Annotated in this window: 11 protein-coding genes and 1 pseudogene; 4 read left to right on the forward strand and 8 right to left on the reverse strand. The window is 60.4% G+C overall.

Annotated features, from left to right (window positions below; genetic code table 11):
* Window positions 1–18: 18 nt before the first annotated feature.
* The 5 genes and pseudogenes from BS629_RS07905 to BS629_RS07925 all read right to left on the reverse strand — a co-directional run.
* On the reverse strand, window positions 19–1,662 hold the full coding sequence (locus BS629_RS07905) for an ABC transporter substrate-binding protein (RefSeq protein ID WP_018244089.1): 1,644 nt from the start codon (window positions 1,660–1,662) through the stop codon (window positions 19–21).
* Window positions 1,663–1,700: 38 nt separating this feature from the next.
* Window positions 1,701–2,759: a dipeptidase gene (locus tag BS629_RS07910; protein ID WP_018244090.1), complete on the reverse strand. Its 1,059-nt coding sequence runs from the start codon at window positions 2,757–2,759 to the stop codon at window positions 1,701–1,703.
* A 267-nt stretch (window positions 2,760–3,026) separates the two neighbouring features.
* Complete coding sequence (locus BS629_RS07915) at window positions 3,027–4,052, reverse strand: ABC transporter permease (RefSeq protein ID WP_018244091.1); 1,026 nt, start codon at window positions 4,050–4,052, stop codon at window positions 3,027–3,029.
* Window positions 4,053–4,086: 34 nt separating this feature from the next.
* Complete coding sequence (locus tag BS629_RS07920; RefSeq protein ID WP_018244092.1) at window positions 4,087–5,628, reverse strand: sugar ABC transporter ATP-binding protein; 1,542 nt, start codon at window positions 5,626–5,628, stop codon at window positions 4,087–4,089.
* A 69-nt stretch (window positions 5,629–5,697) separates the two neighbouring features.
* Window positions 5,698–6,360: pseudogene (locus BS629_RS07925) on the reverse strand (substrate-binding domain-containing protein); the annotation flags it as partial.
* 328 nt (window positions 6,361–6,688) lie between these two features.
* Between BS629_RS07925 and BS629_RS07930 the strand changes: the two are divergent.
* Window positions 6,689–7,186, forward strand: coding sequence for a DUF1993 domain-containing protein (locus BS629_RS07930; RefSeq protein ID WP_026188557.1), 498 nt, complete (start codon window positions 6,689–6,691; stop codon window positions 7,184–7,186).
* 28 nt (window positions 7,187–7,214) lie between these two features.
* Here the strand turns inward: BS629_RS07930 and BS629_RS07935 are convergent, their stop codons facing one another.
* Together BS629_RS07935 and galE are read right to left on the reverse strand one after the other, a co-directional pair.
* The gene (locus BS629_RS07935; protein ID WP_018244095.1) at window positions 7,215–8,759 is read right to left on the reverse strand and encodes an alkaline phosphatase family protein; all 1,545 of its coding nucleotides are present in this window, start codon (window positions 8,757–8,759) and stop codon (window positions 7,215–7,217) included.
* Complete coding sequence (galE, locus tag BS629_RS07940) at window positions 8,737–9,720, reverse strand: UDP-glucose 4-epimerase GalE (protein WP_018517028.1); 984 nt, start codon at window positions 9,718–9,720, stop codon at window positions 8,737–8,739. Before galE ends, BS629_RS07935 begins: the two co-directional genes overlap by 23 nt.
* Before the next feature lie 246 nt (window positions 9,721–9,966).
* Here galE and BS629_RS07945 point away from each other — a divergent pair, with 246 nt between their 5' ends.
* Together BS629_RS07945 and BS629_RS07950 are read left to right on the forward strand one after the other, a co-directional pair.
* Window positions 9,967–10,611: a ThuA domain-containing protein gene (locus BS629_RS07945; protein ID WP_018244097.1), complete on the forward strand. Its 645-nt coding sequence runs from the start codon at window positions 9,967–9,969 to the stop codon at window positions 10,609–10,611.
* Window positions 10,612–10,772: 161 nt separating this feature from the next.
* Window positions 10,773–11,342, forward strand: a complete 570-nt coding sequence (locus tag BS629_RS07950) for a GNAT family N-acetyltransferase (protein WP_018244098.1) — start codon at window positions 10,773–10,775, stop codon at window positions 11,340–11,342.
* 34 nt (window positions 11,343–11,376) lie between these two features.
* On the opposite strand, the gene BS629_RS07955 is transcribed toward BS629_RS07950, so the two are convergent.
* Window positions 11,377–11,631 (reverse strand): DUF2934 domain-containing protein, encoded by a 255-nt coding sequence (locus tag BS629_RS07955; RefSeq protein WP_020493414.1) that lies wholly within the window; start codon window positions 11,629–11,631, stop codon window positions 11,377–11,379.
* A gap of 198 nt (window positions 11,632–11,829) precedes the next feature.
* Between BS629_RS07955 and BS629_RS07960 the strand changes: the two genes are divergently transcribed.
* The gene (locus BS629_RS07960) at window positions 11,830–13,266 is read left to right on the forward strand and encodes a DUF6880 family protein (protein ID WP_018244100.1); all 1,437 of its coding nucleotides are present in this window, start codon (window positions 11,830–11,832) and stop codon (window positions 13,264–13,266) included.
* The last annotated feature ends 7 nt before the right edge of the window (window positions 13,267–13,273 follow it).

Consider the following 13,273-nt stretch of genomic DNA (forward strand, 5'->3'; position numbering starts at 1 on the left):
TCACTCAATCCTGCCGGATTATTCCTTGGCGATCGGACCGACGAAATTGGTGTCGAAGCTCGGACCCAGTTTGAAGTCCTTCAGGCTCTTGCGGTAGCCGGCCACTTCGATCTGCTGGAAGATGAAGACGAAGGGGCTGTTTGCCAGGTACTTCTTCTGGATATCCTGGTACATGGCGGCGCGCTTGGCGCCGTCGCGTTCCAGAAGTGCGGCCTTCGCTTGCTTGTCGAGTTCCGGCGCTTCCCAGGTGTTGCGCCATGCGAGCGTCTTCACCGTGCCGGCATCAGAATTGTCGGGGTTGCCGGTGAATGTGTCGGCATTGGAATTCGGGTCGAAATAATCAGAACCCCAGTTGCCGATATACATATCGTGGGTGCGGGCACGATATTTGGTCAGCGTCTGCTTGCCGTCGCCGGGGATGATTTCCATCTTGACGCCGGCCTGTGCCAGCGTCTGCTGCATGGATTCGGCAATGCCGGTCACCGGCTGCGTGTTGCGCACGTCCATGGTGATCGAGAAACCATCAGGTACGCCGGCCTTGGCGAGCAGTTCCTTGGCCTTGGCGACATCGAGCTTGTAGGGATTCTCGTCGAGCTCACCGAGCTGTCCCTTCGGCAGGAAAGTCTGGTGGATTTCGCCGATCCCTTTGATCAATGTCGCACCGATCGCGTCGTAGTCGACCAGATACTTAAAAGCTTCCTGGACTTCCGGCTTCTTCAGGTTCTCGTTCTTGTTGTTCAGGCTGACATAATAGATCGTGCTTTTCGGCGCACTCGTCGTGGCCAGATCGGCATTCTTCGCAACGGCGTCGAGGTCGCCCGGCTCGAGATTGCGGGCGATATCGATGTCGCCAGCTTCGAGTGCCAGCCGCTGCGCCGAACTTTCCTTCATGTAGCGGTAGATGACGCGGTTGAGCTTTGGCTTGTCGCCGTAATAATTGTCATTGCGCTCCAGCACGACGACTTCGTTGGCGCGCCATTCGCGCATCTTATAGGCGCCGGAACCGGCATAGCCGGTCTTCAACCACTCATTGCCGAAATCATTGTCGTATTTGTGCTCGGCATCCGGCGTCACCGCCTTCGTATGCTCCAGCACCAGCTTCTTGTCGACGACGGACGCGACGGTTGCCGTCAGGCAGTTGAGCACGAAGCTCGGCGCATAGGCCTTGTCGACCGTGAAGACGAAAGTGCCGGCATCGGCAGCCTTGGCTTTTTCCGTGACATTGTCGCCGGTCAGGCCGAACTGGGTGAGGATGAAGGCCGGGCTCTTGTCGAGCTTGACGGCGCGTTCGAACGACCAGGCGACATCTTCGGCGGTGACCGGGTTGCCGGAGGCGAATTTCAGGCCTGACTTCAGCTTGAACGTATAGGTGAGGCCATCATCGGAAACGCTCCAGCTCTCGGCCAGATCGCCCTTCACCTTCGACGTATCATCCATGTCGAGACGAACAAGCAGGCTGTAGCTGTTGGTGGTGATTTCAGCCGTCGAAAGCTCGAAAGCCTCGCCCGGATCCATCGTGATGATATCGTCGATGGCGAATCCTTCGACCAGCGTATCCTTCGGCGTCTCGGCGAAGGCGGCGGGTGCCGCCATCATCAGGAGCGAAAGCGCGGCTCCGGCGGAAAGCATGCGAAAATTGCGGCTGAGTTTGGTCATCATCATGGTCTGTTCCCCTGTTTTTTGATTGGATTAGGAAAGGCTTAGGCGCGGTCCTCCCGCCAAGCTTGGGCCAGAATGCGAAGCCAGTTTTCACGGGCAAGTTTTGCGAGGTCGGCATCAGCATAGCCAACCTCCTTGAGAGCGGCAATCAGCTTCTGATTGCCAGCCGCATCACCGATTTCCTCTGGAATGGTGGCCCCGTCGAAATCCGATCCGAGCGCCACGCAATCGATGCCGATGCGGTTCACGAGATAGTCGATATGGCGGATCATGTCGGCAAGCGGCGTATCGCTGTCCGAGCGGCCGTCGGCCCGCAGCATGGCGGTGGCATAATTGATGCCGACGAGCCCGCGGCTTTCGCGGATCGCATCGAGCTGCCTGTCCGTCAGGTTGCGCGCGACCGGCGTCAGGGCGTGGGCATTGGAATGAGTGGCGACCAACGGCTGATCCGTCGTCTTCGCCACGTCCCAGAAACCCTTCTCGGTTATATGAGCAAGGTCGATCAGGACGCCGAGGCGATTGCATTCCCTGACAAGCGCGAAGCCGGCATCGGTCAGGCCGGGCGCCGTGTCCGGCGACATTGGGAAGGCGAAGGGCACGCCGTGACCGAAGACATTGTGCCGGCTCCAGACCGGCCCGAGCGACCGCAGCCCCGCCGCGTAGAACACCTCGAGCGCCGAGAGATCGGCGCCGATCGCCTCGCAACCTTCCATATGCAAGACGGCGGCAAAAATGTTATCCGCCATGGCGCCGCGGATATCTTTCACCGTCCGGCAGAGCCGCCAGGCGCCAGCCTGGTCGAGCCGCAGCGCGATCGCCGCCATTTCATTGGCGATGGCAAGGGAAGGCAGCGGATCAAGAGGTGCCGCCATCGGCGTGATATAGCGACCGTTAGCATCCGGATCGGCAAAGACGAGATCGCCCGAGGGAATGTAGATGGCGCAGAGACCGCCCGAAAGACCGCCCTCTCTGGCGCGACGCGCATCGATATGGCCGACCGTCGTGCCGTCTGCGAATTCCGCGATCGGGTCGCTGCCGTCTTTTGAATGTGTCCAGAGTCGAAGGAGAACGTCGTTGTGACCGTCAAATACGAATTGCATCTGTCTTCCTGCGCTGCCCGAGCGGGCGAATGAAGCGGCAGAATAGAAAAGCTGACGGAATTCGCCACCTCTTTTTTTAAAAATCCGTCATCGACGCTGGAACAGGATGATTTTCGGCCAGTTCGGCTTAAAATCTGAATGCTCTTCTAAGTTAAATAGTTAGAGCGTGATGTCGTCCGAAAACCCCTCACACCCCTCGGCATCATGCTCTCAAAACGGAACGGGGGCCGAGGCCCCCGCAAAACTATCGGATCACGCTGCCGGAAATTAGTGCTTGCGCCGTTTCTTCTGTCTGTAGACGTCGATGACAACAGCCGCGACGATGATGAGGCCCTTGACGATCTCCTGGTAGTAGGCGTCGATCCTGAGGAAGGTGAAGCCGGAGGTCATAACGCCGAGAATGATGGTGCCGATGACTGTGCCGGTAATGCGCCCGACACCGCCGGTGAGCGAAGTGCCGCCGATGACGGTCGCGGCGATCGCGTCAAGTTCATATCCGACACCCATGCTGGCCTGCGCGGTTTCAGCACGTGCCGCCGTGACGATACCGGCAAGGCCGGCAAGCAATCCCGCAATCACATAGACCTTGACGAGATGCGCCTCGATGTTGATGCCGGAAACACGCGCGGCCTGTGGATTCGCGCCGATGGCATAGGTGAACTTGCCGTAGCGGGTGTAGCGCAGCGCGATATGAAAGATCAGTGCAACGACCAGGAAGACGACAACCGGCCAGGCTTTCGTTCCGATGAAATGAAACTGCTCGGTGATCCCGGAAACCGGCTGTCCCTTCGTATACCACTTCGCCACGCCTCTGGCCGAAACGAACATGCCAAGCGTGGCAATGAACGGAGGGATCTTCGTGTAGGCGATGAGCGCGCCGTTCGCGAGGCCGGCCGCCGCCCCGATCAGCAGACCGACGACGATGGGCACGAAAGCCGGCAGGTCGGTCAGCGAGGGAAAGACGGCCCGTCCCCAGGTCGAGGACTGGGCAAAGCTCGTTGCGATCATCGCCGTCATGCCAACGACCGAACCTGACGAAAGGTCGATGCCGCCGGTGATGATGACCTGCGTGACGCCGACGGCGATGATGCCGATGACGGAGACCTGCAGGATCATGATCGTCAGACGCTGCGAATTCATCAGGAAGCTTTGGCCGATGAACATCCAGCCGAGCACTTCGTAGATGAGTGCGATGCCGACGAGCACGAGGAAAATGCTGAGTTCCGTCGGTATGCGCCGCCGCCTTTGCCGGGTTGCGAGCGGAGCCGCGCTCTCTGCTGCCTTGGTAGTCATGTCAAACCTCCCTTGGACGATCGCCGTCGACGCATCACTGCGCAGCCAGCTCCATCACCTTTATCTGCGTTGCTTCGTCGCGATTGAGGAAACCGGTCACGCGTCCCTCGTGCATGACCATGATGCGGTCGCTCATGCCGAGAACCTCGGGCATCTCGGACGAGATCATCACCACCGCCACGCCGTTTCGCGCCATCTCCACGACCAACCGGTGGATTTCCGCCTTGGCGCCGACATCGATGCCGCGCGTCGGCTCGTCAAGGATGAGGATGCGCGGATTGGTGAGCAGCCAGCGGCCGATCAGCACCTTCTGTTGATTGCCGCCCGAAAGATTTTCCACCCGCTCGTAAAGATTGGGCGTTTTCACGCGCAGCTTTTTTGCCATGTCTTCGCAGGTTGCCTCGACTGCGCCCTGCTGCACGAAGCCGCCCTTGACGTATCTGTCCTGCAGAACGGCGATCTGCATGTTCTCGAGAATATCGAGGATCAACAGGCAGCCGGTATCTTTCCGGTCTTCGGTCAGGAACGCCATGCGATTGCGGATGGCCTCGGTCGGCGAAGAAATGGTCACCGGCTTGCCGTAGAGCTCGATCGAGCCGGAACTTGCCGGCGTCACGCCAAACAGCGTTTCGGCGACGTTCGACCGGCCGGAGCCGACCAGGCCGGCCACGCCGAGGATTTCGCCGGCCCTGACCTCGAAGGAGACGTTCTTGAAAACGCCGTTGAGACACAGATCCTTGACGGAGAGCATGACCTCGCCGATCGGCACCTCTTCCTTGGGAAACATCTGGGTGATCTCGCGCCCGACCATCATCCGGATGATGTCGTCGCGGGTGACGTCGGTCGAGGCATGCGTGCCGATATATCGGCCGTCACGGAAGACGGAGAACTCATCGGCGATCTCGAAGAGCTCGTTCATCTTGTGGGTGATGTAGACGATGCCGATGCCCTGGGCCTTGAGGTCGCGGATGATACGGAAAAGATGCTCGACCTCGCGCTCCGTCAGCGCCGAAGTCGGTTCGTCCATGATCAACACGTCGGAATTATAGGAAACCGCCTTGGCGATCTCGACCATCTGCCGGTTGGCGACCGACAGGAACCGGACCTCGATATCAGGATCAATTGCGATATTGAGCCGGGTAAACAACTCCTCGGTCATGCGGTGCATCACGCCGTGATCGATGAAGCCGAGGCGGTTCTTCGGTTCGCGGCGAATCCAGATATTTTCGGCAACCGTCATGAACGGCATCAGGTTCAGTTCCTGATGGATCATGGCAATGCCGTTCTCCAGCGCGTCGAGCGGAGATTTCAGCTGGATTTCGATCCCCTTCAGGCGAATATCGCCCTTGTCGGGCGTGTAGATGCCGGCGAGGATCTTCATCAACGTCGATTTGCCGGCGCCGTTTTCGCCCATCAGCGCATGCACGGAGGCGCGCTTCAGTCGGAACTGCACGTCGTCGAGTGCGACGACACCGGGAAATTCCTTGCGGACACCCTCGGCGCTCAAGAGATATTCCGCATTCGGAACTGCGCCGCTCGCGCGCACTGCGGCCATGGTTGTCGGGCTGACGGCCATATCATCTCCTCCGGATACGGGTAGGCGAAAAGGATGCGGGCAAAGCCCGCATCCTGCTTGGCCTTCGCCTCAGTTCTTGGTGACGAAGTCCTTGACGTTGGCAGGCGTCACGAGCTGGAAGGGAATGTAGACCTTCTTGTCGATCTTTTCGCCCTTGGCGAGCTTGAGCGCTGCATCGAGCGAGCCCTTGCCCTGGCCGGCGGCATCCTGGAACACCGTGACGTCGAGATCACCCGCCTGCATGGCGGCAAGCGCGTCCTGCGTGGCGTCGACGCCGCCGACGACGACCTTGGTCATATCCTTGCCGGCTGCCTTCAGCGCCTGGATGGCGCCGATCGCCATTTCGTCGTTGTTGGAAATCACGGCGTCGAATTCGATGCCGCTGGAGAGCCAGTTGGTCATCAAGTCGGCGCCCTGGGTGCGGTCCCAGTTCGCCGTCTGCTCTTCGACGATCTCCAGACCCTTGCATTCATCCGTCTTGATGACGTCGTGGACGTCCTGGGTCCGCATGCGCGCAGCCTGGTTGGAGAGCTCGCCCATGATCACGACGGCCTTGCCCTTGCCGCCGAGAATGCGGCAGATTTCCTTGGTTTCCAGCGTGCCGGATTCCTGCTCGTTGGAAGCGACGAAGGCCTGCTTGTCCGGCAGCGTGTCGACGTTGACCGGCTGACGGTTGACGTAAACCAGCGGAATGCCGGCATCGGCCGCGAGCTTCGACATTGCCGTGGTCGCATNGCCCCAGGCATTTGCTCTGAAGCCGCAATTCCCCGCGCCACCTCTCCCGCGGCGCTCCACAAAAACGGAACAAACAAACCGTCAAATCCGCTCTGCGGAATATTCATTCCATTTTCTGGGAGCGGCGTCAAGTATCTTTAGCGGCGTCAAGATATGGATGAGAGCGCAATGCCATGCGGGCTTCAGGACCGAGGCCCGCATTGCCGGTGTTGTGAAAGACGAAACGAGCATCCATCTATGCAGGGTCGAAGACAGGCTCACGGCCGCAGACGCCTTCGACCTCTCGCCGCGACCCAATCATTTGAAGATTTTGGAGACAGGACAGATGTCCATTTCGATGTATCGCCTCACCGTTCCGATGTTCCAGCGCGGTCTCGCCAGCCTGAAAACCTACCTCGACAAGGCCGAAGCCTATGCGAAGGAAAAGAATATTGATCCCGTCATATTGGTCACCGCTCGCCTTGCGCCCGACATGCTGCCGCTCTCCGGCCAGTATCAGCGCGCCAGCGACACCGCCAAATTTGCGCTCGCCCGCCTGACGGCGACCGACGCCCCGAAGTTCGAGGATAACGAAACGACGTTCGACGACCTGCGTGAGCGCCTGGCAAAGACCGAAGCCTATCTCGCCGGCTTCTCGGCGGAAGCACTGGAAGGCACCCAAACCCGCCAGATCACCCTGCCGGGAAAGAGTGGTATCGTGCTGCCGGGTGACGAATACATCGCCACCTTCGCCCTGCCGAACTTCTACTTCCACGTCGCGACGGCCCACGCCATCCTGCGTAGCCAGGGTGCTCCGATCGGCAAGCGCGATTATCTCGGCTGAACCCTAGTTCGGCTCGGCTAGACTAACATCAGGGCCGGTGGGTCACCGGCCCTCTTTCCGTCAGTTCGGTATAAGCGAGCGTCTGATCGAGATGCCGTGCTCGGAGCGACAGCAGCTTCTCGGCATAGTCGAGCCTTATCGCCGCATAGGCCGGATCCGCCGCGACATTGTCGAGCTCCATCGGATCATCGGCAAGATTGAAGAGGAGCGGCGGCAATGCGGTAAAATGCACATATTTGAACCGCGCGTCGCGGATCACCGCGAGATTGCATTCATTGGACCGCAGCCGGAAATGCCGCTCGGCCTCGCCATGCGCAATGTCGCGGAAATCGAACTCCCAGAATGCCGCGTCCCGCCAGCCCTGTCCGCTCCCACCCTTGACAAACGGCATGAGCGACCGGCCGTCGAGCCCGTTCTTCGCGTCGACGCCGAGCCTTTGGCAAAGTGTCGGAAAAATATCGACAGCGCTGGTGAATTTGTCGACGACCCCACCCGCAGCACTGCTTGCGGGATCGCGAATGACAAGCGGAATATGGTAGCTGCCGTCGAAGTAACCGCCCTTGCCGAGCGTCCAGTGATCGCCCGCCATCTCGGCGTGGTCGGAGGTGAAGACAACAAGCGTATCGTCCCAGGCATCCGCATCCTTGAGGGCCTGCCAGATACGGCCGAGCTGCGCATCGACCTCTGATATCATGCCGTAATAGATCGCCCGGATCGCAGCGAAATCCTCGCCGTTCCAGTCGCTAAGCGGCCCCGTTGCACCGTGAATGAAGCTGCCCTTGTCGGAGCGTGGCATGGCATAGGCGAGGTAGGGATGACTGTCCTGTTCGGCTTCGCAGTTTGCCGCGCGCGCAAAAACCGGCCCGTCCCCCGGCTTGAACATTCGGTTGAACGGCTCCGGCACGGAGAACGGCGGATGCGGACGCAAGAAGGAGACATGCGCAAACCACGGCCTGTCCTGTTCGCCCACCCAGCGAATGAACTCGCCGGCCAGGAAAGCCGTCTGGGTCTCGTCGCGCGAATAGGCCGGCGCTGCATTTGAAATTTCTCCCGCTCCCGCACCGACGGGAATGTGAATATCGCGGCTGACGGCATCGGCATGGCCGCGGGACCGTAGCCAGGAGAGCCATTGTCTTTCGTGCTCGGGCAGAAGCTGGCGGGCCGTAAAACCCGGCAGCACGCCTTCGTAGGTCGTCAGATGCGGATCGCCGGCATCCATCCCGCGCGGATCGGGCGCCGTATCCGTGTAACCGAACAGCGCCGGGTCATATCCCGCCCGCCGGGCCGCCAGCGCCAGATTGTCAAAGCGGGCATCGAGCGGCGAACCGTTACGGCAGACGCGGTGGTTCATTTGATAGAGGCCGCTATAGAGCGTGGCCCGCGCCGGCGAGCAGGGTGCCGCGCCGGCATAGTGCCGCCGGAAGAGCGTGCCTTCCCGCGCCAGCGCATCGACACCAGGCGTCTTTGCACAGGCGTGACCGACGGCTGACAGGCAATCGCCGCGCCACTGATCCGCCGTGATCAGCAGGACGTTCGGCCGGCGCGCCTTCTCAATGCTGGTTGGATTTTGCATGCCAATCCCAGGCGGAGCGGATGATCTCAGACAGATCATACTGCGGCACCCAGCCGAGCACGTCGCGCGCCTTGTCGTTATTGGCCACCAGCGTGTGCGAATCGCCTTCGCGCCGGCCGATATATTCGACCGGGAAAGGCCGGTTCGACACTTCTTCGATCGCGCCGAGCAATTCCTTCACCGTCGTGCCGGTGCCGGTGCCGAGGTTGAGCGCAACGGAATCGCCGCCCTTCAGCAGATATTCGACGGCGCGCACATGCGCATCGGCGAGATCCAGCACATGGATATAGTCGCGCACACAGGTGCCGTCGCGTGTCTCGTAATCGCTGCCGAACACCTTGAAGCCTTGGCGGCGGCCGAGTGCCGCGTCGATCGCCAGGGGTATCGCATGCGTTTCCGGCTGGTGCCATTCGCCGATCCGGCCCTCAAAATCGGCGCCGGCCGCATTGAAATAGCGCAGCACCACCGAGCGCAGGCTCCTGTACTGGTCGTAATCGGCAAGCGCCTGTTCGACGATATATTTCGTTCGCCCGTAGGGATTGATCGGCACCTGCCGATGGGTCTCGTCGAGCGGCACGCTCTGCGGCAGGCCGTAAGTGGCGCAGGTCGAGGAGAAGACGAAGGCGTTGATGCCGGCCGCTTGTGCCGCCGAAAGCAGCGTCAACGTGCCGATCACATTGTTCTCGTAGAAGGAAACCGGATCCTTGACCGATTCGCCGACTTCGATCAGCGCGGCGAAATGCAGGATCGCCGCCGGCTTGTGCTTGGCCAACACCTCATCCAGCCGGGCGCGATCGCGAATATCGCCCTCTTCGGCCGGCCCCCATCTGACGAACTCACGATGACCGTTCGAAAAATTGTCGAAGACGACAGGCCTATAGCCCTTGTTCGCCAGGTCGAGGCACGTATGCGAGCCGATATAGCCGGCGCCGCCGACGACAAGAACCGTTTCACCTGCCATACACCACCCTATTGTTCACGAGAGATGGGAGAAGCCTAAACGAGATACACGTCAATAAAAAGAAGGAACTGCGATCGGCGCAAACGGACAATACGTCAAATGCCGAAGCCGCCCGTCAGGGCGATTGGTGCCGGACCCGCAATATTCATGAATTATTCGCGTGATTTGCATAACCGCGCGATCTAAGGGGCTTCTACCACCATGTGATGATCAACGGTCTGCAGCCATCAGGCAGGGAGAGCGCGAATGAGGAAGGCATTGGTCGTTTGGGGCGGCTGGCAAGGTCATGAGCCGGAGCAATGCGCTCATATCGTCGCCGACCTTCTGCGCGAGGACGATTTTGCGGTCGAGGTAACCGGCGATCTCGGCATTTTCGGATCTCCGACGCTGGCGAAGGCCGATCTGCTGGTGCCCATCATTACCGGCGAAACGCTCGAAAAGCCTCATGCTAGCGCCTTCGTCGAAGCGGTGCGCGGCGGGCTCGGGCTTGCCGGCCATCACGGCGCACTCGCCACATCCTTCAAGGAGAGCGCGCCTTTCCGTTATGTCTCCGGCGTCACCTGGGTCGCCCATCCCGGCAATATCATCGACTTCCGCGTCGCCGTCACCCGCCAGGACGATCCCGTCATGGAGGGCATTCCCGACTTCGACTATCGTTCGGAGCAATATTATCTCCACTATGATCCCACAGTCGAAATCCTTGCGACCACCACCTTCACCGGCGCCTACGATCCGGCAGCCCGCAATGTCGTGATGCCCGTCGCCTTCAAGCGCCATTTCGGTGCCGGCCGCATCTTCTATTCCGCCCTCGGCCATGTCGCAGCCGAATTCGACCATCCCTATATGCCCCTCATCCTGCGGCGTGGCCTGAGCTGGGCCGCCCGCCAGTAGCGTCAGGGCGAGCCGCACGCCGGCGAATGCCGACCGGCGGCGACAGCCGGACGACGTCGGCCGCTAAAGAATAAGCATTTCAAGCTGGAGGGCCGCCGCGGCTGATCGGCCGGCACGGGCGACTGCTTGCCGATCACCCGCCCGCGCCATAATTTGCCCGAATGCAGGATCGCTTCTCTTTCTTCCCCGCAACCACCGACCGCCTGGCCGATATCGAAGCGGTCTTCGACGATTGCGCCGACGGCCGGAATTGTCGCTGCGCCTACTGGTATCGTCCGAATGCCGACTACAAGGCAGGATGGGGCGAGGGAAATCGCAACTGGTTCCGAAGCCTCGTCGCCGAACGGCGCCCGCCCGGTATTCTCGGTTATCACGAGAATGAACCGGCCGGATGGTGCGGTGTCACGCCACGCGCCGTATTCGATCGGCTGCGCCGCTCAAAACCCTTTGCGCCGGTGGATGACAAGCCGGTCTGGTCGATCAATTGCTTCATCGTCCGCAAGCCGTTCCGGCGGCAGGGTCTGTCGCGATTGTTATTGAAACACGCCGTCGAATTCGCAAGCGCGAACGGCGCCGAATGTCTCGAAGCCTACCCTGTCGATCAGGCACCCCGTGCTTCGAACGGAGCCGAGCTCTATCCGGGAACGCTGTCGATGTTTCTGGATGCCGGTTTCGTCGAGGTGGCAAGACGCCTGCCGGCAAGGCCGATCGTCCGCCTGGAATGCCGCTGAATATTTCGGCAACCCAGGGATTGAAAAATACGGCCTAGCGAACCGCCTTGATCTGCCGGTCGTTCTCAACGGCGGGCGCCGCCTCGTCATAGATCCGCATCAGCCGCCCGGCTGCCTTCAGCTTCTCGATGAGATCGTTTCCATCAGGCGAGGCCTTCGTCAGCTCCAGCTGCTCGAACTCCCTCAGCGCCTGCGCCCAATGGCTTTCCCCACGCCCATCCGGCCTGCCTTCCGATTCCCATAGTGAATAAGCGCGCTGGCTGACCCAGGCGTCTTTATTATGACTCATAATCAACCCCAGCGAGAAATTTGGAAGCAATATTCGACAGGCAACAAGGTGCCAAAACCGGCTTTAGGAGTCGTTACGAGGCAGCGTTAGTTTTTAGCTAATAGCGAGGCACAGAGGATTATCCCTGTGCACATTCCCGGACCTTGGCCTCGTACCGCCTGCAGGGTAGGGTCATCGCAGAAACGATAGCGATGACCGATGGCAGCCAAGACAACACTCAATGCGAAGAATCTTGAATCCCTTGGTGCGCAGCGCCTTGCCGAGTTGCTGGTCGAGATCAGCATGGGCAGTGCTGCCCACAAGCGACGGCTTCGAATGGAGCTTGCCGGCAATCACGGCAGCGCCGAGGTCGCGCGTGAGGTACGAAAACGGCTTGCCAGCATCGCCCGGGCTCGAACCCTCATCAACTGGCGCAAAGTGAAAGCACTGAAGAGCGACCTGGAAACGCAGCGCAAGACAATCACAGAGACGGTTGCCGCCGATGATCCCCAGGAGGCTTTCGAACTGATATGGCAGTTCCTCGCCCTGGCGAATTCGATCTTTGAGAGATCCAACGAGAGCAGCGGTTCTGTCATCCAAAGTTTTCATCGGGCTTGCGAGGATGCTGCCGCAATCGCCGCGTCCGCCAGGATCGACGCCAATGTCCTGGCCGAGAAGGTGTTCAAAGCCGTGCAAGACGATGGTTACGGCCAGTACGACAACCTGATTGCGGCGATGGCGCCAGCTCTCGGCAAAGATGGTCTCGATTGCCTGAAAACCCTCTTCATCCAATGGTCCAAGGAGCCGAAAGACAAGCCGGCGGAGGACAAGCGCGAGATCATCGGCTGGGGCAGCGCAGGCCCCCTTTACGAAGATGAGATCGACGGCACTCAGCGAGATCTGACGGTGCGCATAGCCTTGCAGGAAATTGCCGACGCCCAGGGGGATGTTGATGCCTACATTGGCCAACACCCCGAGGACGCGCGCAAGGCGCCGATGATAGCTGCCGACATCGCCAATCGTCTGGTCTCGGCCGGGCGGGCGAAGGAAGCGCTTGAGACGTTGGATGAGGCCGACAGGAGAGGCTGGGCCGACATGCCATTCGAATGGCAGCGCGCGCGCGCCGAGACGCTCGAGGCCCTGGGGCGTGCAGAGGAGGCGCAGACCTATAGATGGACATGTTTCGAGCAGTCACTGCATGGCGAGCACCTCAAGGCTTTCCTCAGGCGGCTGCCCGATTTCGACGATATCGAGGCCGAGGAGAAGGCATTTGTCCATGTTCGGGCTTTTCCTGACGTCCACCAGGCACTTGCGTTTTTTCTCAACTGGCCGGCGCCTGCCGAGGCGGCAAAACTTGTAGCGAGCAGGAAGGCGGAACTGGATGGCAATCTCTATGAGCTGATGACGCTGGCGGCCGAAGCTCTGGCGGAGAAACATCCGCTGGCGGCCACCATTGTCTTGCGCTCCATGATCGATTTCGCGCTCGATAGCGGCCGGTCCGGCCGCTATAAGCATGCGGCGAGGCATCTGGCGGACTGTGGATCCTTTGCGCCTCATATCGATGACTTCGGCAACACCAGGTCCCATGACCTCTATGTCGCGGAACTCAAACGTCGGCACGGCAAGAAGCATGGCTTCTGGAGCCTGGTGACCTAAGTTGCTC

This window comes from Rhizobium leguminosarum bv. viciae USDA 2370, from assembly GCF_002008365.1.
Lineage (GTDB): Bacteria > Pseudomonadota > Alphaproteobacteria > Rhizobiales > Rhizobiaceae > Rhizobium > Rhizobium leguminosarum.